Here is a 23,958-nt window from a genome sequence, read left to right on the forward strand (position 1 = left end):
TCACAAGGCGAACGCCCCGTTTCGAGGGCCACTCCCCCATAGCTAGAGTCGACTGGCCGTCATATCGACGTTCCCGGACGGTCAGGTCGCAACCGGAAGAACAGTCTGTAAAGCCGGTCGGCCCCGTCGCGAGACCGACCGGCGTTCGGCGCCTCAGAAGCGCTTGGTGAACGACAGCGCCACCTCGCGGCCGCGATTGTAGGCCACCTCGGCATAGCCCGAGCTGGTGCTCAGCGAGGAATTGCCCGCCACCGGATAGACCTCCTTGGTGAGGTTGTTGACCGACAGCTGCGCCTTCCAGTCGGCGACGCGGTTTTCCAGCACCACGCCGACATTCAGCTTGGTGACGGCGTCGAGCTGGGCGATCTCCTTGGTGTTGCCCGCGTCGAAGAACTGGCTGTCGGTGTAGACGATCTCGCCGCGCGGGATCAGGGTCAGGTCGCCCGAAAGGTCGACCGTGTAGGCCACCGAGACGTTGCCCTGCCACTTGGGCGTATAGGGCAGCTGGCTGTTGGTGGTGACCGCCGTGGTCGCGCCGACGATGGTCGAGACCTCGTCGATGCTGTCGTCGAGATAGCTGAAGCCGCCTTCGATGACGAGCTTGCTGGTCGGCACGTAGGTGTACTCGACCTCCAGGCCCTTGATCGTCGCCTTGCCGGCGTTGAACAGGTATGGGGCGGTGCCGACGCGGTAGGTGAACTGCAGGTCCTCGTAGGCGGTCGAGAAGATGTCGGCGTTGATCCGCAGCTTGCCGCCCAGGTCGAGCTTGGCGCCGACCTCGGTGGTCTCGGCCGTCTCCGGCTCGAACGACGGCGGCTGGCCCGAGGCGACGACGCCGTTGAAGCGGCTGTTGAAGCCGCCGCCCTTGAAGCCCTGCGACCAGCTGACATAGGTCATCACCGCCGGGTTCCAGCGGTACTGCGCCTGGAACGAGCCCGTCGTGGCCGAGAACTTCCGCTCATAGAGCTTGTAGGGCACGTAGAGCACGGTCGGGTTCGAGTAGTTGAACTGGTAGGGCCGCGAGCCCTTGGTCTCGTCGGTGTAGCGCAGGCCGGCGGTGACGCTGAGGGCCTCGGTGGCCTTGAAGGTCCACTGGGTGAAGGCCGCCCAGTTCTTGTTGCGGACCTCGTTGTTGTTGCTGTCGCGGGTGCCCGTCGGCGCGGTCGGCGGCGACAGGGTGACGGTCAGGATGTCGTCCACCGCCTGGCGAAACAGGAAGAGGCCCGCCACGCCGGTCAGGCGCGAGCCGGAATACAGCGCCTGGAACTCCTGGCTGGCCTGGAAGCCCTTGCTGGAATAGTCGGTCGCCAGGATCGGGAACGGGGTGTTGTCGGCGTCGCGGCTGCCGGCCCATTCCAGGGTGCGATAGGCCGTGATCGACTTCAGGGTCAGGGCGTCGGCCAGCCGGTATTCCAGCAGCAGCGAGGCGCCGAGGTTCTCCAGGTCGCTGTTGACCGGGTGCGTGCCGTTGTTGGCGTACTTGCCGGCGTTGTAGAAATCGTTGGCGCAGCGCTTGTCGTTGATCGACGGCACCGTCGTTCCGACCGAGGCCATGCCCGGGCAGCCGGCGGCGTAACTGACGGCGCGCGGGAAGGCCGAGGTCTCGTTGATGGCGGCGAACACCAGCGGCGCGCCGTTCTCGTCGGACTTGGTGTAGTCGCCGCGCAGTTCGGCGGTGAACTTCTCGGTCGGCGTCCAGCGGACCTTGCCGGTGATCGTGAAGGTGTCGACGTCGCCCAGCTTCTTGCCGTCGTAGAGGCGGGTGACGTACCCATCCTGCACCCGCGTGCCGTATGTGAAGCGGGTCTTGACGGTGTCGGAGATCGGCACGTTCAGCGCCAGTATGCCTTCGCGCAGGTTGTCGGTGCCGAAGCCGGCCTTGAAGCTGCCGCCGAAGTCCTCGCCCGGGGCGGCCGTGGTCAGCAGGATGGCGCCGCCGATGGTGTTGCGGCCAAACAGCGTGCCCTGCGGCCCGCGCAGCACCTGGACGCCGGCGATGTCGCGGAAGTCCATGACCCCGCCGACCGCCGAGCCCATGTAGACGTCGTCGATATAGAGGCCGACGCCCGGGTCGACCCCGGCGGTGGCGTCGGTCTGGCCCACGCCGCGGATGAAGATCTGGGCCGCCGACGAATTGCCGGTCAGCGGCGAGACGGGGGCGAACTGCAGGCTGGGCGTGGCGTCGTCGAGGTCGGCCGTGCTGGCGATCTGGCGACGCTCCAGCATGTCGCCGGTGAAGGCCGACACCGAGACCGGAGTGTCCTGCAGGTTTTCAGTGACGCGGCGGGCGGTGACCACCACCTCCTCGATCACGAAGCCGCCTTGATCGGCGGGCGGCGTCGCCGTCTGGGCCAGAGCCCCCTGCCCCGCCCCTATGAATCCAGTGACAGCCGCAGCCGCGGCCAAGAGCATAGTCTTCCTACGCATGCGCCCCTCCTCCCTAGAGACCTTCGCCTTCGGCCTCCTGGCGGGAGGCTTCTCAAGGACGGACCGAGATTTCGGCCAAGGTCAGCTAACAGCGTTCCGGCGACGCGGCGGTTATAGATAAACGCGGGAACCTATAACCAAGCCCGGAGCCGTCGGCCGCGCCGCCAGGACAAGGAAAGGCCCGGCGCGAGAACGCGCCGGGCCTGAAGGTTTCGGAGGAAAAGCGGTCCGTCAGTTGCGCGACACGGAATAGGTGATCTGGGCGTTGCGGGTGGCCAGAAAGGCGTCGAGGGTCAGCCCCTTCATCGCCGCGTAGATCTGCGGATTGGGCACGCCCAGCACCGCGCCCAGCTTCTCCAGCACGAAGAAGATGAAGCCGTAGCGGATCATGCCGCCCCAGTCGCGGCGGCGGATCAGGTCGCGTTCCTCGTCGCTGAGGCGCGCCGCCTCGAACTCGGCCTCCGGATCGGCCAGGAACCGGGCGCGGGCGGCGGGCTCGACGAGGTTCTGCAGGAAGCGGTTGGCGCGATAGGCCTTGGCGCTGACCTCGAGGGTGAAGGGATAGGTGCCTTCCAGGTCCTCGACGCCTTCCAGCTGGCGCGTCGCCTCGTGGCGGATCCGCTCGCGCTCGGCCTGGGCCGTGTCTTCGCCCAGATCCTCGTAGCGGACGGTGGCGATGGCGGTCATCGACGGCAGGTAATAGGTGCGGTGATGGCAGGCGACCTTGTCGGACATCGCCCCGCGCATGATCAGCCACATGATGACTTCCGCACTCTCGAAGCCGCCCAGGCGAGCGTATTCGGCGTGGGTCATGCCGGCCAGGCGGTCGGGCTCGTTCTGCAGCATGTCGAGGAAGGCCTCGTCCCAGGCGGTGTTGTTGAACCCCGCCCGCTCGCCGTGCACCTGGTGCGACAGGCCGCCGGTGGCGACGATCACCACCCGCTTGTCTTCCGGCCAGGCGTCGATCGCCTTCCGCAGGGCCTTGCCGAGGTCGAGGCAGCGACGGGCCGACGGCGCGGGGAACTGCAGCACGCCGCATTGCAGCGGCACGATCGGGATCGGCCAGGCCTCTTCCGGCGGCGTCAGCAGGCACAGGGGCGACAGGCAGCCATGGTCCAGCGGCTTGTGCTGGAACAGCGACAGGTCGAAGTCCTGGGCCATGACGGCGCGGGCCAGGTAGCGGGCGAACTCGGCATGGCCCGGCACGGCCGGCAGGTCGCGCGGCCCGCCGCCCTCGTCGGCCACGGCGTACTCGCTCCCCACGCCCAGGGCGAAGGCCGAATAGTGGTCGAACGAGAACGAGGTGACGTGGTCGTTGTAGATCATCACCAGGGCGTCGGGCTTCTGCTCGGCCAGCCAGTCCTTCAGCGGCGCGAAGGCCTCGAAGATCGGGGCCCAGACGGGATCCTGCGCCAGCTTGCGGTCGCGGGCGTAGCCGATGGTGGGGGTGTGGGAGACGCCGATCGCGCCGATGAGCCTGGCCATGACGGATCCTTCCTCAAGGCTTGATGCTGGGAACACAGGCCAGGGCGCCGGCCTCGACGCGGCAGTCCTGGTGGAAACGCGGGGCGATGAAAGGGGCGGCGTAGGCGTCGCGCACGGCCGGCTCGTTCGCCGGGGTCTTCGGCGCGAAGCTCTCGGGCGCGTCGGTCGAGCCCGTCCCCGTATAGGCCGCCACCTGCGGATAGGCGTAGACCGGGCGCACGCGGCTGGGCTTGAGGGCCGAGGCGTCGGGCATCGGCATCTGGCGCATGTCGGCGCCGGCCGGCGGCGGACCCATCGGCATGGCCGGCAGATCGACCTTGGCGGCAAGCACGGCGTTCGGCGCCTGGCCGGCCTCGACCCAGGCCATCAGCGGGCTGACGATGTCGAATTGCGACAGGCCGTCGCCGCCGAAGCAGTGATAGAGGCCGGGGAACACGAACAGCCGCATCATGGCGTCTGCCTTGGCCTGGCCCATCTGGGCCACCACGCCATTGCGATAGGCGATGGTGTTCAGCGGCGAGATGTGCGGATCCGACCAGCCGTGCCAGAGGATCAGCTTGCCGCCCTTGGCCGCGAACGGCGACAGGTCGGTCTCGGTGGCGTCGTAGAGGCCGTGGGCCCAGGTCAGGCCGGCGAACTGCTCGGGCGTGAACTTGAAGTCGGCCAGGCTGTAATCCGCCGGCGGATTAGCCTGCGACAGCAGGTACTTCACCGGCTGCTCGGCCATGTTGTAGCTGTTGGGCTTCTGGTCGATGGAATTGGGCACGAAGACGCCGGCCCAGGACAGTTCCGAGCCGACCTGCAGCTGGCCCAGGGTGAAGGGCTTGCCGTTCGCATCGCGCGGGCCGTCATAGAGCTTGCGGGCGGTCTCGACCTCGGCGGCGGTCAGGCAGGCGTCGGTCGCCTGTCCCGGCTTGCACTGGGCGACGGCGGGGTCGAAACGGCAGGCGCGCGGATCGTCGATCTGGCCGTCCTTCAGGCCGTCCAACTCATCGCACGAGGCCAGGGCGGCGGCGTGCAGGATCGGCAGGCGCGAGGCGATCAGCACCGACTTGCCGTCCGGACCGGTGTTCGAGGCCGCCTGCCAGGCGTGGTAGAAGCTGTTCTGGACGGTGAAGACCATGGCCGGCGCACCGGCCGCGATCCCGTCGAAGTCGCCGGGGAAGCGCTGGGCCTCCATCAGGGCCTCGCGACCGCCGTCCGAGCAGCCCGAGAAATAGCTGTATCGCGGCGCCTGGCCGTAGAATTTCGCAATCAGGGCCTTGGAGGCGACCGAGGTCAGGTGCACGCCGCGATAGGCGAAGTCGACGCGCAGTTGCGGATCGGCCCCGAAGGTCCCATCGCCCATGGCGGCCATGCCGCCCTTGCCCTCGTGGCCCATGTCGGTCGAGGCCAGGGCGATGGCGCCGTCCTTGACCGGGGTGCAGCCATCGGCGTGCTCGGTGCGCACGTTCAGCACGCCGCACAGGCCGCCGCAGCCGACCTGCAGGTAGCGTTGGGTCCAGCCGCCGGTCGGCAGGCGCAGCTCGAAGCGGATCTTCGGGGCGATGACGCCTTGGACGGCGCAGAAGGCCTTGTCGCCGGAGCCCGACAGCTTGGCCGAGGCAATCGTGGTCTTGGCGCCCACCGCGTCGCTGACGTCGACCAAGGCCAGGGCGGCGCAATCGACGACCGGTTTTACGGGCGCCAGCTTGGCCAGGGACGCCGCCGGCTGTGCGCCCGCGAGGCTGGCGCCGGCCAGGGCGAGAAGACCGGCGAGCGCCGCCAGGAACCTGCGAGAATGCAACGAAATCACCAACGTCTCCGGTCCTTTTCGGCCATGGCCCTGACGCCGGTAGCAAGCCTTGCGGCCGTCCGCGCTATAACAAAACGCCGGGGGCTATAACGTCCCGCCCGCGCCGGCGCGCATTTCGCCACGGAGCGCCGATTTTGGTTATAGCCGCCGCCCAAATTGCATAGCCGCTCCCCCAGGACCGGGTGCTAGCCAAGCCTTGGCCCAGCGCTTCTTGCGCCGGCGCCGCAGAGATTTTCGGCTTCGGAGCGCTTGCCTTGCACAAGGTCGTCACCAACCCGCCGCGGGCGTCGAAGGAAACGGTCGAGGGCCTGGCGGCCTTCGGCGTCGCCACCATCCACGAGGCCCAAGGGCGCATCGGCCTGCTGTCGCCGAAGCTGCGGCCGATCTGGCCGGGCGCGCACGTGGCCGGCACGGCGGTGACGGTCTCCTCGCCGCCCTGCGACAACTGGATGCTGCACGTGGCCATCGAGCAGTGCCGGCCGGGCGACATTCTCGTCGTCGCGCCGACCTCGTTCAGCGACGCGGGCTATTTCGGCGACCTGCTGGCCACCTCTCTGATCGCACGCGGCGTCCGCGCCCTGGTCATCGACGCCGGGGTGCGCGACGTGGCCGTTCTGAAGGCGATGGGCTTTCCTGTCTGGTCCAGCGCCATCTCGGCGCAAGGTACGGTCAAGGCGACCTTGGGCAGCGTCAACGTGCCGGTGGTCTGCGGCGGCGCCCTGATCCACCCCGGCGACGTGATCGTGGCCGACGACGACGGCGTGGTGGTGGTGGCCCACAAGGACGCCGACGCGGTGCTGGCGGCCTCGGCCAAGCGCGAGGCGGCCGAGGTCGACAAGCGCGCCCAGCTGGCGGCCGGCGTGCTGGGCCTGGATCTCTACAAGATGCGCGAGAAGCTCGCCGCCGCCGGCCTCGTCTATGTCGAAAGCCAGGACGCCTGAGCCCATGCAGACGGCCATTCCCTGCGCCGTCCTGCGCGGCGGCACCTCCAAGGGCCTCTATTTCCGGGCCGAGGACCTGCCGGCCGACGAGGCCCTGCGCGACCGGGTGCTGCTGGCGGCCATGGGCTCGCCCGACGCACGCCAGATCGACGGCATGGGCGGCGCCGACAGCCTGACCAGCAAGGTCGCGATCGTCTCGCCCTCCCACCATCCCGACGCCGACGTCGACTACCTGTTCCTGCAGGTCTCGGTCGCCGAGGCCAAGGTCAGCGACCGCCAGAACTGCGGCAACATCCTCGCGGGGGTCGGCCCCTACGCCATCGAGCAGGGCCTGGTCGCGGCGCAGGACGGCCAGACGCCGGTGCGTATCTTCATGCGCAACACCGACGGCCTGGCGACCGCCCGCATCGAGACCCCCGGCGGGCGGGTGAACTACGAGGGCGACTGCCGGATCGACGGCGTGCCCGGTTCGGCCGCGCCGATCCCGATCGCCTTCGCCGACGTCGCCGGCTCGTCCTGCGGCGCCCTCCTGCCGACGAGCAACGTGGTTGACGTCATCGAAGGCGTCGAGACCACCCTGATCGACAACGGCATGCCGGTGGTGGTGGTCCGCGCCGCCGACCTGGGCGTGACGGGTAGCGAGGCTCCGGCCGAGCTGGAGGCCCATGCCGCGCTCCGCGCCAGGGTCGAGGCGATCCGCCTGGAGGCCGGGCGGCGCATGAACCTGGGCGACGTCACCGACGCCACCGTGCCCAAGATCACCCTGGTCTCGCCTCCGACGGCGGGCGGCGCCCTGTCGACCCGCAGCTTCATCCCGCACACGGTGCACAAGGCGATCGGCGTGTTCGGCGCGGTCAGCGTCGCCACCGCGGCCTGCCTGAAGGGCTCGGTCGCCGCCTCGGTCGCCAGCCTGCCGGACCTGACCGGCGAAATCTCGGTCAGCGTCGAGCACCCGACCGGCGAGTTCACGGCCCTGCTGACCCTGTCGCCGCGGGGCGAGGTGGTGTCGGCCGCCCTGCTGCGCACGGCGCGCCTGCTGATGACCGGCCAGGTGTTCGTGCCGGCCAGCGTCTGGGACGGTCGCCGATGAGCCCGCGCCTCGCCCTGATCGGCTTCGGCGAAGTCGGTCAGACGCTGCACGCTGATCTGGTCGCGGCCGGCTTCGCCGACATCGTCGTCCATGACCGCCTGCTGGCGGACGCCGCTTCTGGTCCGGCCCGCGCCGTCGCCGAGACCGGCGCGCGCGCCGCATTCGACATCGCCTCGGCCTGCCAGGACCGCGACCTCGTCATCAGCGCCGTGACCGCGGGCGAGGCGGTGAACGTCGCCCGCACGGCCGCGCCGCATCTGGGCGAGGCGTTCTTTCTCGACCTCAACTCCGTCGCGCCCCAGACCCGCCAGGCGCAGGCGGCGCTGATCGAGCGCTATGTCGAGGCCGCCGTCATGGCTCCGATAGCGTCCAGGCGGATAGCGACCCCCATCCTGCTCGGCGGACCGCGCGCGACGGCGATCCTGCCTCTGCTCGAGCGCCTGGGCTTTTCCGCCGAGGTGTTCGGCGACGTGGTCGGCGGCCCGTCGGCCGTGAAGCTGTCGCGCAGCATCTTCGTCAAGGGCCTGGAGGCGATCGTCACCGAGAGCCTGGCCAGCGCCCGCCACTACGGCGTCGAGGCGCAGGTGCTGGCCTCGCTGAGCAACACCATTCCCCATCCGGACTGGCCGGCCCTGGCGCGCTACCTCCTCACCCGCCCCCTGGCGCACGGCGTCCGCCGCAGCGAGGAGATGGCCGAGGCGGCGGCGATGCTGGAGGCGGCCGGCCTGCCCTCGCCCATGGCCCGGGCCACGGTCGAGGTGCACGCCCGCCAGGGCTCGCTGGGTCTCGCCGCGCCCGCCGACCAGGCGGCCGAGCTTGGGGACTTGCTCGACGCGATCGAGCGGCGGACAACGGCTGCGGCCATCCAGCGGAAGACCTGAGTGCGACGCTACCTGCAACAGCGCCTGAAGTTCCGACACCTGCGCGTGATCGACGCGATCGCCACGCATGACAGCATCCTGCAGGCCGCCCGGGCGCTAGGCCTCAGCCAGCCGGCCCTGACCAAGAGCCTGCAGGAGATCGAGGAGATCGTCGGCGCGCGGCTGTTCGATCGCCATGCTCGCGGCGTGGATCCGACGCCCTTCGGCCTGACGGTGGCGGCCGCCGCCCGCCGGCTGCTGGCCGAGATCGGCCGACTGGAAGATGAGCTGGACGCCCTGGAAGGCGGCGACGGCGGCCCGGTGGTGGTCGGCGCCCTGCCCGTGGCGGCCGCCGGCGTGCTGCCCGGCGCCTTGGCCCGCCTGAAGATCGCCCGGCCGGACATCGAGGTGCGGGTCATTCAGGGCCGCACCGAGGAACTGATCTCGCAGCTGTCGCGGCGGGAACTCGATCTGGTCATCGGCCGCCTCTACACCCTGGCCGAGCCCGACGGCCTGGTGCGCACGCCATTCTATTCCGAGCCGATTTCCGTGGTGGCGCGATCCGATCACCCGATCTTCGATCGCCGGGACGCGACGGCGGCGGTGCTGGCCGACTATTCGCTGGTGCTGCCGACGGTCTCGCAGCGCGTGGGCCAGGAGATCGACGTGCTGCTGGCCGAAATGGGCGTCGCCCCACACCAGCCGCTGCGCTCCAGTTCGGTCGCCATGATCCGCGAGATCCTCTACGCCACCGACGGGGTGGCGGTGATCCCGCACATGATGCTGGCCGGCGACCTGCTGCGCGGGGCGCTGCGCCTGCTGCCGCTGCCGGCCACCGGACGTCCGCGCCCGGCAGGGCTGATCCGGCGGGGCGACACGGCCCTGCTGCGCAACACCCAGGCCTTCGTCGACGCCGCCCGCGCCTATGTCGGCGAGATCGAGAACCGATTGGCCGGACCGCCCGACTAGCCGGACGCGCCAACGAGAAAAGAACCAGGCAGGGGCGAGGAAACAACGAGAATGCAACGACCAACGGCTCCCGCGCCATCCGAGAAGATCGGTCGCTATCGCTGGGTGATCGTCAGCCTGCTGTTCGCGGCGATGGTCATCAACTATGTGGACCGGCAGACGATCGGCCTGCTGAAGGCCGATCTCTCTCACGAGTTCGGCTGGAACGAGAAGCACTACGCCGACCTCGTCTTCTACTTCCAGCTGGCCTACGCCGTGGCTTACCTCGCCTGGGGCAAGATCATGGACAAGATCGGGGCCCGCTGGGGCTTCGGCGTGGCCTTCGCCATCTGGCAGATCGCCCACATCGCCCACGCCGCGGCCAAGGGCTTCGGCGGCTTCGTCTTCGCCCGCATGGGTCTTGGCGTCGGCGAGGCCGGCGGCTTCCCCGGCGGCATCAAGGCCGTGGCCGAGTGGTTCCCCAAGAAGGAACGCGCCTTCGCCACCGGCATCTTCAACGCCGGCACCAATATCGGCGCCATCGTCACGCCCCTGGTCGTGCCCGGCATCGTCCTGGCCTTCGGCTGGCAGATGGCCTTCATCGTCACCGGCGTGGCGGGCCTGATCTGGCTGCCGATCTGGCTGCTGGTCTATCGCCGTCCGCGCGAGCACAGGAAGCTGGGCGCGGCCGAACTGGCCCACATCGAGCAGGATCCCGCCGACCCGGTCGAGAAGATCGGCTGGGCCAAGCTTTTGACCAAGCGCGAAACCTGGGCCTACGCCCTGGGCAAGTTCCTGATCGACCCGATCTGGTGGATGTTCCTGTTCTGGCTGCCCGACTTCCTGGGCAAGCGCTATGGCCTGGACCTGAAGACCTTCGGCCCGCCGCTGATCGCCATCTATCTGCTCAGCGATGTCGGATCGGTCGGCGGCGGCTGGCTGTCGTCCAACCTGATGAAGCGCGGCTGGTCGATCAACCACGCCCGCAAGCTGACCATGCTGATCTGCGCCCTGCTGGCCGTGCCGGTGATGTTCGCCTCGTTCGCCAGCTCGGTCTGGGTCGCGGTGCTGATCATCGGGGTGGCCACCGCCGCCCACCAGGGCTTCTCGGCCAACCTCTACACCCTGCCCTCCGACGTCTTCCCGCGCGGCGCCGTCGGCTCCGTCGTCGGCATCGGCGGCATGCTCGGCGCCCTGGGCGGCATGGTGTTCTCCAAGTACATCGGCCAGGTCCTCGAGACGATCGGCGCCTACACCCCGATCTTCATCGTCGCCGGCAGCGCCTATCTGGTGGCCCTGCTGGTCGTGCATCTGCTGGCCCCCAAGATGGAGCCGGTGAAGATCTGAGGCGCGCGCCGCCCCGCCTATAACCGGGCGGCATAGCCGTTCCGATCATCCGATACGACAGGGTCGTGCCGAGGGGGCATTTTCCGGCCACGCGGCCTCGTCTGCGCGGTAAGGAAAGTTCCCTTCGCATGAGCCTGATCATCGACTGCCACGGCCACTACACGACCGCGCCGGAGCCCCATAACGCCTGGCGCGAGGCCCAGGTGAAGGCCTTCGAGGACAAGACCGCGCCGCCCCCCTATCCCGAGATCTCCGACGACCTGATCCGCCGGTCGATCGAGGGCGCCCAGCTGCGGCTGATCCGCGAGCGCGGCGCCGACATGACCATCTTCAGCCCCCGCGCCTCGACCATGGCCCACCATGTCGGCGACGAGGGCGTCAGCCGGGCCTGGGCGCAGCGCTGCAATGATCTGATCAAGCGGGTGGTCGATCTCTATCCGGAGACCTTCGCGGGCGTCTGCATGCTGCCCCAGTCGCCGGCCGCCGACCTGCAAGGCTCGATCGCCGAGCTGGAGCGGTGCGTGAACGAGCTGGGCTTCATCGGCTGCAACCTCAACCCCGATCCCGGCGGCGGCCACTTCGCCCATCCGCCGCTGACCGACCGTTACTGGTATCCCTTCTACGAGAAGATGTGCGAGCTGGACGTGCCGGCGATGATCCACGTGTCGGGCTCGTGCAATCACGCCCTGCACGCCACCGGCGCCTTCTACATCGCCGCCGACACCATCGCCTTCATGCAGCTGATCGAGGGCGACCTGTTCGCCGACTTCCCGACCCTGAAGTTCATCATCCCGCACGGCGGCGGCGCGGTTCCCTATCACTGGGGCCGCTACCGGGGCTTGGCCGACATGCTGAAGAAGCCGGGCCTGGACAGCCACCTGATGAACAACGTGTTCTTCGACACCTGCGTCTATCACCAGCCGGGGGTGAACCTGCTGGCGCAGGTGATCGACAGCAAGAACATCCTGTTCGGCTCGGAGATGGTCGGCGCCGTGCGCGGCATCGATCCGACAACGGGTTTCCATTTCGACGACACCAAGCGCTATGTCGACGCGCTCGACATCCCCGACGCCGATCGCCACGCGATCTTCGAGGGCAACGCCCGCCGGGTGTTCCCGCGCCTCGATGCGATCCTGAAGGCGCGCGGGCTCTAGCTGACGTTCCAGCCGGCGAGCACCGCTTGCTGGCTCATGCCTCGGGCTTCGGTTGCGGTAAGCGTGCGACCGCGCCGGAACGCCGCCGCGCCCGGGCCGCCGGAGCCGAACTGCGAGAACCGCACCGCCTCCGGTTGGAGCATGGTGCGCGGATTGCCGTCCTTGCCGGTGTACCACATCTCGGTCCAACCCTCGGGCGCGACATGGTCGTCCATCCAGCAGTCGATGAAGGCGGCCGCCGCGACATATTTCGGGTCGCCGTAACGGCCGTCGGGGAACTGGCCGGAGGGCCGCCAGGGCCGGCCCAGATACACCGAATGGCGCGTCGTGCCGGGGGCCTTGGTCAGCCTGCAGTCCTTGAAGACGAAGCCGAACGGCTGGTCGATCGGCGTGCTGGGGGCGACGACATAGCCGTCGACCGGATCGACCGGGCGCGGCAGCGAGCGGATCTCGCAATCGCGGAAGAACGCCCTGCCCGCCCCGAAGATGAAGTCGTAGCTGCCGGCGATCAGGCAGCGCTCGAACAGGCTGGCGCCGGTGTCGGGAAACAGGGTGTCCTGGTAGCTGAGGATGTCGACCTCGGTGAACCGGGCGCGGTCCGAGCCCTTGTCGAGCATCAGGGCCACGGCCTGAGGGCCGCCGCCGTCGTGCGAGTGAAGGCCGCCGGGCTTGGACATTTCCGCAAGACCATCGAAGGCGTTGCGGATGGTCAGGTTGCGGGCGGCGAAATCGGGCGCGCGGACGAACAGGGTCGGGGTGCGGAAGGTGCCCCAGCGCTTGCCGTCGGGCGCGATCAGGCCCGAGGCGGCCAGGTGGCTGATGATGCTGGCCTGGCGATCCTCGCCGACCAGGTGGACGGAGGGCCTGTCGATCACGACCTGCTCGTCCCAAACGCCGCGCGTGACCAGGATGCGGAACGGCCGCTTTCCATCCTTGGGCGCGGCGGTGACGGCTGCCGAGAGGCGGTCATAGGTCGGGGCGGAGAAGCGGCGCGGATCGTCGGCCCGCTTCAGCACGGCGTCGTAGCGGGGCGCCGCCGAGGCGATACCCGGGACCAGCAGCAGACCGGCCGTCACGGACCGGCGCGAAACGATCGTCATCGAAGCCTCAAAAAGAAAAGGCGGGCGCCGGTCCTGGAGGAAAGACCGACGCCCTGAATTCCCCTGGGAGGAGGAAGCTTGTTCCAGCCTAGAACGAGTACCGCAGGCCGAAGTTATATTGCCGGCCGGTATGCGAGTAGACGTAGACGCTGTCGCGTTGGCTGTCGGTGTACTGGGCGTTGACCTCGTCGGTCAGGTTCAGGCCTTCGAAGGTGACCTTCAGGCGCTTGTTGATCGCATACGAGGCCGAGGCGTCGACGGTGAAGGTGTCGCGCACCCCGTCGATGTCGTTGGTCGACGTGCCGCTGGGCACGGCGGTCAGGTACTTGTCGCGATAGGCCCCGGAGACGCGGGCGCTGAACCGGTCGTCCTCGTAGTAGAGGGTGGCGTTGAAGGCGTTCTTCGACAGGCCCACCAAGTCGTTCTGCACGTAGCCGGTCGAGGACAGGCTGGAGATGTAGTCGATCTTGGAGTCGACGATCGTGACGTTGAAGATCGCCCCGGTGTGGCGCAGCGGGCCGGGCAGGAAGCTGAACGGCTGCTGGTAGCTGATCTCGATCCCCTTCAGCGGCCCGCCCTTAGTGTTGACCGGCTGGCTGAACAGGAAGGTGTCGCCCGCGCTCACGCCGGGCAGGCCGTCGAGCAAGCCGATCGGAAAGCCCGAGGCGGCGAAGGTCTGGGAGACCCGCTTGGTCTGGATGTAGCTGTCGATGTCCTTGTAGAACAGGCCGACCGACAGCAGGGCGTCCTTGGCGAAGTACCACTCGGCCGACAGGTCGTAGGTCGTGGCCCGGATCGGGTCGAGGTTGGGATTGCCCGAGCTGACGCTGAACACGCCGGCGACGCTGAGGCTGCCGCCCGGGGTCAGGCTGCCGAGGTTGGGACGGGTCATCACCTTGGCCGCGCCAAAGCGCAGCAGGAAGTCGGGCGTGACCTCGGCGGTCAGGTTGAGGGCCGGCAGCACGTCCTCGTAGTCGCGCTTGACCGTGGCCTGCTGGGCCGCGCCGGACACCAGCTGGTAGCCGGTCGAGCTCTGGTCGGTCTTGACGTAGCGCACGCCGACGTCGCCGCGCACGGGCCAGGCGAAGCGGTCGGTGTTGAAGTCCAGCTGCACGTAGGCGGCGCTGTCCTTCTCGGTGACGCTGCGGATGTTGCCGCGGGCGGCCGAGTTGCTGGCTCCGGACAGCTCGAACAGGCCCGTGCCGCTGTAGATGTTGAACAGCTTGGCGAAGGCGTCGAGGTCGGGGGCGGCCCAGGCGGTCGGGATGCCCGAAGCGCCGAGGTTCTTGCCGAAGCCGCTGACCAGCTTGGTCAGGCTGGCCAGGGTGACGCCGGCCGGCAGGGTCGGCACGACGGACTCGCTGACTCGCGCCAGGGCCCAGGAGTCGAACTCGTACTTCTTGAGGTTCACGCCCGCCTTCAGGCGGAAGGTGTCGGAGAGCTCATAGTCGCCGTCGAGCTGGGCGGTCTGGATGGTGTTGGTGACGCCCTGCGGCCGCAGGCGGATCTCAGAGCGCGCCGCACCGAAATTGTAGGCCAGCGGGTCTGTGACGTCGAAGCCGAAGTTCATCGCCGGCAGGTTGGCGTTGTTCCGATAGTCGTACGAGAAACCGTCGGCGTTCTCGCGGTTGAGGATCACCGTGGTCTGGATCGGGTTGTCGAAGTCCGACTTCGAGAAGCCGACCAGGCCCGTCACCTTGAAGCGATCGGTGAAGTGGTGCTCGGCGGTGAAGGTGGCCTGGGTGTACTTGGTGTCGAGCTTGTCGAAGCGGGTCTCGCTCTCGACGTCGACGTCGTCGAACAGGCCGTAGACCATGTCGCCCTTGGCGTTGACCACGCCGTCGCGGACGATGATCTCGGGCCGGCCGCCCTGGGCGGCGTTGCGGGCGAAGGACAGGGCTTCCAGCCAGTTCTCGGTGCGCTTGGCCTTGAAGTCCGAATAGAGGAAGTCGGCCGAGATCAGGGTCTTCTCGTCGGGCCGGAACTGCAGCGAGCTGGTGATCCCCAGGCGCTTCTGGTCATGGGTCAGGCGGCCGTAGCGCGGGAAGCGCGGGGTGAAGACGCTGGCGGAACTGGCCTGGGTGAAGGTCGAGGCCGGGCTGAAGCCGCCCACCTCCGTGCCGTTCAGCCAGCCGCCCGAGCCGTGGCCCTCTTCCAGCAGGTGGCGCTCGGTGTAGGCGACCGAGACGAGCGCGCCGAGCTTGCCGTCGAACCAGGTGTCGGACGCCAGGGCCGCGAAGCGCGGGTCCCAGCTTTCCGACAGGTCGTTGTAGCCCTGCTGGGCCGAGACCACGAAGGTCGCGCCCTTGTAGTCGAACGGCCGGCCGGTCTGCAGGTCGACCGTGGCGCCCAGCGAGCCTTCCTCGGTCGAGGCCGAGGCGGTCTTACGCACGGTGATGCTGTTGAAGAGCTCCGAGGCGAAGACGTTGAAGTCGAACGAGCGGTTACGGTTGGCGCCACCCGAGCTGTCGGTGCCGCTGGCCGTGCTCTGCCCCTCCACGCCGTTGATGCGCACGCGGGTGAACTGGGGACCCAGGCCCCGGACCGTGATCTGGCGGCCCTCGCCGGCGTCGCGGGCGATCGAGACGCCGGGCACGCGCTGGATGGACTCTGCGAGGTTGGCGTCCGGGAAGTCGGCGATGTCCTCGGCCTTGATGACGTCGACCACGCCACTGGAGCGCTTCTTGACGTTCAGGGCGCTGCCCAGGCTGGCGCGGAAGCCGGTGACGACCACTTCCTCGACGGCGGCGGGCTCCTCGATGGTGTCGCCGACCGGCTCGGACTGCTGCGGGATGGCGACCGGAGCGGTCGAGGCCAGTTGCACCGAGGCCTTCTGGCCCAGTACCGCCGTGCGGCCGTCGTTGGAGACCACGGTGAGGTTGGCGCCGTCGAGCAGGCGCGAAAGGCCTTCGGAGACGGTGTAGGTCCCGCGCACGGCGTTGACCCGCTTGCCCTGGACGGCCGCCTGCGGCGCCAGGATCTGCAGGTCGGCCTGCTTGCCGAACTGCGGAATGCCCGAGGCCGCGGCCTGGGCCGGAATATCGAACTTTCGGGTCTGAGCCTGGGCTTGCGTGCCCACCAGAACCGCCGCGGCGCCAGCCGCCAGCATCAAGGCCGACTTGCCGTAGACATATCGCGGACAACCCATTCCGCGCCCTCCCTGTTTTTGTCGTTTCGCACGGCGCTTCTCGGAGCGCCTGTCTAGAGCGATGCGAGGGAAACCGGTTTCCGTCAGACATCGGCGAAATTTTTCGCTGTCAGGGCGATCGGCCCTTATTCCGCAAGCGCCGCGCCGGCCTCCACGAGAATGGCGTCGCCGCGCACCGTCACCTTCGCGCCGAAACTGGCGGCCGCGGCGCGGGCGAAGCTTTCGGGCTCGTTGGTGCGGAACCAGCCGACCAGCCGCTGGTCGGCCAGCGCCTGGTCGACGATGACGATCTTGCGGGCGTTGTAGCGGTTGAACTCCTCGGCCGCCGCGCCGAAGGCCTCGCCGTCGAGCACGATCTGGCCTTCGCGCCAGGCCAGCTCCCGGGTGATCTCCAGCGAGGCGGGCGCCGGGCGGGCCGCGCCGGCGCTGTCGGAGACGAAGACCCGCTCGCCGGCGGCCACGCGGCGGGGCGCCTCGCCCGCGCCCTCGGACCAGACCTCGACAACGCCCTCGGTGACCAGCACCTCGCAGCCGCCGGCGCGGCGACGGACGGAGAAGGCCGTACCGACCGCCCTCACCCGCACTGGCCCGCTCTCGACCACGAACGGCCGCTGCGCGTCCTTGGCGACCTGGAACCAGGCCTCGCCCTTGTCGAGCCGCACCTCCCGCTTGCGCGGCTTCATGGCCACTTCCAGGGCGGTGTCGGTGTTGATGGCGGCCATCGAGCCGTCGGCCAGCGGCACGCGCCGGATCTCGCCCACCGCCGTGCCGTAGCGCGCGGCCAGCAGGCGCGGGACCAGCAGCGCCGCGACGCAGGCGGCGGCCGCGGCGACGCCGCCGCCGGCCAGCAGGGCGCGCCGCGACGGCGCCTTCGCCGGTTTCACAGCCTCCGGTTCGAGCACGCGAGCGCGGTCCAGCAGGGTCCAACCGGCCTGGGCGCGCACGAAGGCGCCGCGCCGACGCGGATCGCCGGCGAGCCAGGCTTCGAGTTCAGCCGCCTCTTCGGCGGGAAGTTCGCCCTGATCGACGCGCACCACCCATCGGGCGGCGCGCGCCTCAATGTCAGCGGCGCTTTCGCGTTCGGTCATGCGTGCTCGGCCTCCTCGCGGCCGTCGATGGTTGCTCGGTTTCACCCTCGGCGAGGGCGGCGAGGATGGCGCGAAGCCCCCTCACGGATTCGTTTTCGACCACGTTCTCGGTCACGCCCATGCGGCGGGCGATCTCGCGCTGAGGCAGGCCCTCGATCTTGCGCATCTCGAAGATCCGGCGGCAGCGGTCGGGCAAGGCGGCGATCAGCCGCCGCACCCGCTCCAGCTCGCGCCGCCCGCCGGCGATGCGTTCGGGCGAAGGCTCATCGAGCTCGACATTGAGAGAGTCGATCTCGGCCGCCGTGTCGATCCGCACCACCCTGGCCCGCCGAAGCTGTTCCAGCGCCACGCTGCGGGCGGCCTGGAAGAGATAGGCCCGCGGCTCGCCGATGTGCTCGACGGCGTTGAGGCCCGCCAGGCGGCAATAGGTTTCCTGCACGATGTCGTCGACGTCGCCCGCGGCCGCGAACGCCCGTCTCAGCCACGCGCGCAGGTCGGCTTCATGGGGCAGGATTTCCCGCCCGATCCAAGCCACGACACGCGTACGCCCGTCCGACACCGTTTCCGCCCTGATTGTTCTGAAGGGAGCGATGCACGGCCGGGGAATTTCCGTCAAACCCGACGGCGGAAAAGTCAGCCTTCGTCCGCGTCACCCGCCCGGAACCCACATCAAACAGCCGCGTTCTCCGTTCAGTTGAGTGGAGTTCCGCCGCAACGGTTCGGGACTCGAGGGGGCGAAATGCGGGACACGGGGCAGACGGCCGGCGAACACAAGCTGGACCAACGCCAACTGCTGGCGGCGTTGCGGGCCTTTCGACGCGGAGACTTCTCCGTCCGCCTGCCTGATGATCTCGATGGACTCGACGGCGAACTGGCCGAGGCCTTCAACGACGCCGTCGGTCTCAACGACCGGATTTCCAAGGAATTCGAGCGCCTGCGCGACGCCGTCGGCCGCCAGGGCAAGATCAACCAGCGCGCCGCCCTGCCCGGCGCCCTGGGCTCGTGGAACGACAGCGTCGAGGCGGTCAACAGCCTGATCACCGACATGGTGCACCCGACCGCCGAAATGGCCCGGGTGATCGGGGCCGTGGCCAAGGGCGACCTCTCCCAGACCATGGACCTCGAGAACGAGGACCACCCGCTGCGCGGCGAATTCCTGCGCATCGGCAAGGTCGTCAACACCATGGTCGGGCAGCTGGGCTCGTTCGTGTCGGAAGTGACCCGCGTGGCCCGCGAGGTCGGCACCGAGGGCAAGCTGGGCGGCCAGGCCAAGGTGGCGGGCGTCGCCGGCGCCTGGAAGGACCTGACCGACAACGTCAACCTGATGGCCGCCAACCTGACCGGCCAGGTCCGCAACATCGCCGAGGTCACCACCGCCGTCGCCAACGGCGACCTGTCGCGCAAGATCACCGTCGACGTGAAGGGCGAGGTGCTGGAGCTGAAGAACACCATCAACGTGATGGTGGACCAGCTGAACGCCTTCGCCAGCGAAGTGACCCGGGTGGCCCGCGAGGTCGGCACCGAGGGCAAGCTGGGCGGCCAGGCCCAGGTGGAGGGCGTCGGCGGGACTTGGAAGGAGCTGACCGACAACGTCAACCTGATGGCCGGCAACCTCACGGGCCAGGTCCGCAACATCGCCGAGGTCACCACCGCCGTGGCCCGCGGCGACCTGTCCAAGAAGATCACCGTCGACGTGCGCGGCGAGATCCTGGAGCTGAAGGACACCATCAACGTGATGGTGGACCAGCTGAACGCCTTCGCCTCGGAAGTCACCCGCGTGGCGCGCGAGGTCGGCACCGAAGGCAAGCTGGGCGGTCAGGCCCAGGTCGAGGGCGTCGGCGGGACGTGGAAGGACCTCACCGACAACGTCAACTTCATGGCCGCAAACCTCACCGGCCAGGTTCGGAACATCGCCGAGGTGACCACCGCCGTGGCCAACGGCGACCTCTCCAAGAAGATCACCGTCGACGTGAAGGGCGAGATCCTCGAACTGAAGTCGACCATCAACGTCATGGTCGATCAGCTGAACGCCTTCGCCAGCGAAGTAACCCGCGTGGCCCGCGAAGTGGGTACGGAAGGCAAGCTGGGCGGTCAGGCCAACGTCACCGGGGTCGGGGGCACCTGGAAGGAGCTGACCGACAACGTCAACCTGATGGCCGGCAACCTGACCGGCCAGGTCCGCAACATCGCCGAGGTCACCACCGCCGTGGCGCGCGGCGACCTCTCCAAGAAGATCACCGTCGACGTGCGCGGCGAGATCCTGGAGCTGAAGAACACCATCAACACCATGGTGGACCAGCTGAACTCGTTCAGCTCGGAAGTGACCCGGGTGGCGCGCGAGGTCGGCACCGAGGGCAAGCTGGGCGGCCAGGCGCAGGTTCGGGGCGTGGCCGGCACCTGGAAGGACCTGACCGACAACGTCAACTTCATGGCCGCCAACCTCACCGGCCAGGTCCGCAACATCGCCGACGTGACCACCGCCGTGGCCAATGGCGACCTCTCCAAGAAGATCACCGTCGACGTGAAGGGCGAGATCCTGGAGCTGAAGAACACCATCAACGTGATGGTGGACCAGCTGAACGGCTTCGCCTCGGAAGTGACCCGCGTGGCCCGCGAAGTCGGCACCGAGGGCAAGCTGGGCGGCCAGGCCCAGGTCAAGGGCGTCGCCGGCACCTGGAAGGAGCTGACCGACAACGTCAACCTGATGGCCGGCAACCTGACCGGCCAGGTCCGAAACATCGCCGAGGTGACCACCGCTGTTGCCATGGGCGACCTCTCCAAGAAGATCACCGTCGACGTCCGCGGCGAGATCCTGGAGCTGAAGAACACCATCAACGTCATGGTCGATCAGCTGAACTCGTTCAGCTCGGAAGTGACCCGCGTCGCGCGCGAGGTCGGCACGGAAGGCAAGCTCGGCGGCCAGGCCCAGGTCAAGGGCGTGGCCGGCACCTGGAAGGACCTGACGGACAACGTCAACTTCATGGCCGCCAACCTGACCGGCCAGGTCCGCAACATCGCCGACGTCACCACCGCCGTCGCCAAGGGCGACCTCTCCAAGAAGATCACCGTCGACGTGCGCGGCGAGATCCTGGAGCTGAAGTCGACCATCAACGTCATGGTCGATCAGCTGAACGGCTTCGCCTCGGAAGTGACCCGCGTGGCCCGCGAGGTCGGCACCGAGGGCAAGCTGGGCGGCCAAGCCGCCGTGCCGGGCGTGGCCGGCACCTGGAAGGACCTGACCGACAACGTCAACATGATGGCCGCCAACCTCACCGGCCAGGTCCGCAACATCGCCGACGTCGTCACCGCCGTGGCCCAGGGCAACCTCAAGCGCAAGCTGACCCTCGACGCCAAGGGCGAGATCGCCTCGCTGGCCGACACCATCAACGGCATGATCGAGACCCTGGCCACCTTCGCCGACCAGGTGACCAACGTGGCCCGCGAGGTGGGTTCGGAAGGCAAGCTGGGCGGCCAGGCCAAGGTGCCGGGCGCGGCCGGCCTGTGGCGCGACCTGACCGACAACGTCAACGAACTGGCCGCCAACCTGACCACCCAGGTGCGCGCCATCGCCGAGGTCTCGACCGCCGTGACCAAGGGCGACCTCACCCGCTCGATCACGGTCGAGGCCTCGGGCGAAGTTGCGGCCCTGAAGGACAACATCAACGAGATGATCCGGAACCTGAAGGATCAGACGTTGAAGAACACCGAGCAGGACTGGCTGAAGACCAACCTGGCCCGGTTCAGCCGCATGCTGCAGGGCGAACGCGACCTGTCGACCGTGTCGAACCTGGTGCTGTCGGAGCTGGCCACCCTGATCAACGCCCAGCACGGGGTGTTCTACGTCTCGGAAACCGACGACGCCGGCGACACGGTGCTGACCCTGGCGGCCAGCTACGCCGGCGCCCAGCGCCGATCGCCCTCCACCCAGCTGCGCCTGCGCGAGGGCCTGGTCGGCCAGTGCGCGGCCGAGAAGAAGCGCATCCTGCTGACCGACCTGCCGACCGACTACGTCAAGATCAGCTCGGGCCTGGGCGAGGCCGCGCCGCGCAGCATCATCGTGCTGCCGGCCCTGTTCGAGGGCGAGCTGAAGGCGGTGATCGAGCTGGCCAGCTTCGGCGCCTTCAACGAGACCCAGCAGGCCTTCCTCGACCAGCTGATGGAGTCGATCGGCATCGTGCTTTCGACCATCGCCGCCAACATGCGCACCGAGGGCCTGCTGGCCCAGTCGCAGCTGCTGACCTCGGAACTGCAGGCCCAGCAGGGCGAGCTGAAGAAGACCAACGACCGCCTGGAACTACAGGCCGCGTCCCTGCGCCAGTCCGAGGAGTTGCTGCGCTCCAAGCAGGAGGAACTGCAGCAGACCAACGCCGAGCTGGAAGACAAGGCCCTGCTGCTGTCGGCCCAGAACAAGCAGGTCGAGGCCAAGAACACCGAGGTCGAGCAGGCCAAGGCGGCGCTGGAGGAGAAGGCCGAGCAGCTGGCCCTGACCTCGAAATACAAGTCCGAGTTCCTGGCCAACATGAGCCACGAGCTGCGCACGCCGCTCAACAGCCTGCTGATCCTGTCGAAGATGCTCAGCGAGAACGCCCAGGGCAACCTTTCCGGCAAGCAGGTGGAGTTCGCCAAGAACATCCACAGCGCCGGCGCCGATCTCTTGGGCCTGATCAACGACATCCTCGACCTGTCGAAGATCGAGAGCGGCACGGTCACCCTCGACATCGGCGAGATGTCGTTCGCCAGCCTGCGCGACCAGACCGAGCGCACCTTCGCCCAGATCGCCCAGGACAAGAAGCTCGACTTCCTGATCGATCTGGATCCCGCCCTGCCCCGGGCCATGTACACCGACGACAAGCGCCTGCAGCAGGTGATCAAGAACCTGCTGTCCAACGCCTTCAAGTTCACCGAGGCCGGTTCGGTCAGCCTGTCGGTCAGCCGGGCCGAGCGCGGCTGGGCCGAGGGCAACGACCACCTCAACAAGGCCGGCCAGGTGCTGGCCTTCTCGGTCGAGGACACCGGCATCGGCATCCCCGAGGAGAAGCAGCGGATCATCTTCGAGGCCTTCCAGCAGGCCGACGGCACCACCAGCCGCAAGTACGGCGGCACCGGGCTTGGCCTGTCGATCAGCCGCGAGATCACCCGCCTGCTGGGCGGCGAGCTGAGGGTGGTCTCCACCCCCGGCCAGGGCAGCACCTTCACCCTGTATCTGCCGCTGAACTTCAGCCCGACGGCGGCCTCGCCCCTGCCTGGCCCGACGCCGCGTCCGGCCGGCGCGCCGCCGGCGACCTTCGTCATCTCCACGGCCGACGCGCCCGCCTACGAGCCGGTCGAGACCGTGCAGGACGACCGCGACGGCATCGAACCCGGCGATTCCGTGGTGCTGATCGTCGAGGACGACCCGCGCTTCGCCTCGATCCTGCTGACCCTGGCGCGCGACGCCGGCTATCGCGGGGTGGTGACGGGCGAAGGCTCGGCCGTGCCGTCCCTGGCCCGGCGCTTCTCGCCCGAGGCCATACTGCTCGACGTCGGCCTGCCCGACATGGACGGCCTGGCCCTGCTGGACCTGCTCAAGCGCACCGCCGACACCCGCCACATCCCGGTGCAGGTGATCTCGGCCGACGACCGCGGGGGCCTTGCCCCGTCGATGGGGGCGCTGGGCTTCACCAGCAAGCCGGTCGAGCAGGAAGCGGTGATCTCCGCCCTGGACCGCGTGCGCCGCCTGGCCCACGGCGGCGCGCGGGCGCCGACCCTGGTCGGGGGCGGCGACGATACGGCCCGCCTGCTGCGCGAGGCCTTCGGGCAAGCGCATGCGGCGCGGGACCTTTCCGCCCTCCCCGCCGCGGCCTTCTCGGGCGAAGGCGGCGGCCTGGTGATCGAGGTCGAGCCGGGCGCCGCCGGGGCGGTCCTCGACGCCCTGAAGGCTCGAAACCCCGCCCCCGGCACGGTGGTGCTGTACGCGCCCGGCGAGCGCGACGCCGAGGAGAGCCGGCGCCTGCGGCTGGCGGTGCTGACGGGCCTGGCCCGCATCGCGCGCACGCCCGAACAGCTGATCGACCAGGCCGCCCTTCTGTTGCACGAACGGGTCGACAGCCTGCCCGACGCCGCCCGCGCCATGCTGGCCCAGAACCGCCACGCCGACGCCGTGCTGGCCGGCCGCACCGCCGTCGTCATCGACGACGACATCCGCAACATCTTCTCCCTGGCCAGCGCCCTGGAGGAATACGGCATCGAGCTGCGCTACGCCGAGAGCGGCCGCGCGGGGCTGGAGCTGATGGACGGCCTGGACCAGGTCGACCTGGTGCTGGTCGACATCATGATGCCCGACATGGACGGCTACGAGACCATGCGCGAGATCCGCTCGCGCCGGCGCTTCGCCGACCTGCCTGTGATCGCCGTCACCGCCAAGGCGATGAAGGGCGACCGCCAGAAGTGCATCCAGGCCGGGGCTTCGGACTACGTCTCCAAGCCCGTGGACCTGGACCAACTGATCTCGGTGCTGCGGGTCTCTGTGCAGCGGGCCGATGCGGCGCGAGCAGCCGGCGACAACGTGGTGGTGCTGGCGACGGCGGCGTCCTGAT

14 protein-coding genes are annotated in these 23,958 nt (G+C 68.8%); 7 read left to right on the forward strand and 7 right to left on the reverse strand.

The genetic code is table 11. From position 1 onward, the window contains the following. Positions 1–153 precede the first annotated feature (153 nt). The 3 genes from AC07N1_RS00190 to AC07N1_RS00200 form a co-directional block, all read right to left on the reverse strand. Positions 154–2,427: a TonB-dependent receptor gene (locus AC07N1_RS00190; protein WP_494669915.1), complete on the reverse strand. Its 2,274-nt coding sequence runs from the start codon at positions 2,425–2,427 to the stop codon at positions 154–156. A gap of 231 nt (positions 2,428–2,658) precedes the next feature. After that, a complete protein-coding gene (locus AC07N1_RS00195; protein WP_494669916.1) occupies positions 2,659–3,912 on the reverse strand; it encodes a gallate dioxygenase in 1,254 nt (417 codons plus the stop codon). A 13-nt stretch (positions 3,913–3,925) separates the two neighbouring features. Beyond that, entirely contained in the window at positions 3,926–5,698 is a 1,773-nt protein-coding gene (locus AC07N1_RS00200; protein ID WP_494669917.1) for a tannase/feruloyl esterase family alpha/beta hydrolase, read from the reverse strand. 263 nt (positions 5,699–5,961) lie between these two features. Here AC07N1_RS00200 and AC07N1_RS00205 point away from each other — a divergent pair, with 263 nt between their 5' ends. From AC07N1_RS00205 to AC07N1_RS00230, 6 genes are all read left to right on the forward strand, one after another. Beyond that, the gene (locus AC07N1_RS00205) at positions 5,962–6,648 is read left to right on the forward strand and encodes a 4-carboxy-4-hydroxy-2-oxoadipate aldolase/oxaloacetate decarboxylase (protein WP_494669918.1); all 687 of its coding nucleotides are present in this window, start codon (positions 5,962–5,964) and stop codon (positions 6,646–6,648) included. A 4-nt stretch (positions 6,649–6,652) separates the two neighbouring features. Further along, entirely contained in the window at positions 6,653–7,738 is a 1,086-nt protein-coding gene (locus AC07N1_RS00210; protein WP_494669919.1) for a 4-oxalomesaconate tautomerase, read from the forward strand. Continuing rightward, complete coding sequence (locus AC07N1_RS00215; RefSeq protein WP_494669920.1) at positions 7,735–8,619, forward strand: NAD(P)-dependent oxidoreductase; 885 nt, start codon at positions 7,735–7,737, stop codon at positions 8,617–8,619. The genes AC07N1_RS00210 and AC07N1_RS00215 overlap by 4 nt, the downstream gene beginning before the upstream one ends. After that, entirely contained in the window at positions 8,620–9,567 is a 948-nt protein-coding gene (locus AC07N1_RS00220; protein WP_494669921.1) for a LysR substrate-binding domain-containing protein, read from the forward strand. Positions 9,568–9,618: 51 nt separating this feature from the next. Beyond that, complete coding sequence (locus tag AC07N1_RS00225; RefSeq protein WP_494669922.1) at positions 9,619–10,893, forward strand: MFS transporter; 1,275 nt, start codon at positions 9,619–9,621, stop codon at positions 10,891–10,893. Positions 10,894–11,021: 128 nt separating this feature from the next. Then, a complete protein-coding gene (locus AC07N1_RS00230; protein ID WP_494669923.1) occupies positions 11,022–12,047 on the forward strand; it encodes an amidohydrolase family protein in 1,026 nt (341 codons plus the stop codon). On the opposite strand, the gene AC07N1_RS00235 is transcribed toward AC07N1_RS00230, so the two are convergent. The 4 genes from AC07N1_RS00235 to AC07N1_RS00250 form a co-directional block, all read right to left on the reverse strand. Next, positions 12,044–13,147, reverse strand: a complete 1,104-nt coding sequence (locus tag AC07N1_RS00235; RefSeq protein WP_494669924.1) for a pectinesterase family protein — start codon at positions 13,145–13,147, stop codon at positions 12,044–12,046. The two genes, AC07N1_RS00230 and AC07N1_RS00235, sit on opposite strands and share 4 nt — an antisense overlap. Before the next feature lie 88 nt (positions 13,148–13,235). Then, positions 13,236–16,295, reverse strand: coding sequence for a TonB-dependent receptor (locus AC07N1_RS00240; protein WP_494669925.1), 3,060 nt, complete (start codon positions 16,293–16,295; stop codon positions 13,236–13,238). Positions 16,296–16,420: 125 nt separating this feature from the next. Next, positions 16,421–17,383 carry a FecR family protein gene (locus AC07N1_RS00245; RefSeq protein ID WP_494669926.1) on the reverse strand — a complete coding sequence of 321 codons (963 nt, stop codon included), beginning with the start codon at positions 17,381–17,383 and terminating at the stop codon, positions 16,421–16,423. Then, positions 17,358–17,942, reverse strand: a complete 585-nt coding sequence (locus tag AC07N1_RS00250) for an RNA polymerase sigma factor (RefSeq protein ID WP_494670065.1) — start codon at positions 17,940–17,942, stop codon at positions 17,358–17,360. The genes AC07N1_RS00245 and AC07N1_RS00250 overlap by 26 nt, the downstream gene beginning before the upstream one ends. Positions 17,943–18,122: 180 nt before the next feature. Here AC07N1_RS00250 and AC07N1_RS00255 point away from each other — a divergent pair, with 180 nt between their 5' ends. Further along, positions 18,123–23,957, forward strand: coding sequence for a HAMP domain-containing protein (locus AC07N1_RS00255; RefSeq protein ID WP_494669927.1), 5,835 nt, complete (start codon positions 18,123–18,125; stop codon positions 23,955–23,957). The last annotated feature ends 1 nt before the right edge of the window (position 23,958 follow it).

The organism is Caulobacter sp. GW821-FHT09B11, from assembly GCF_059418205.1.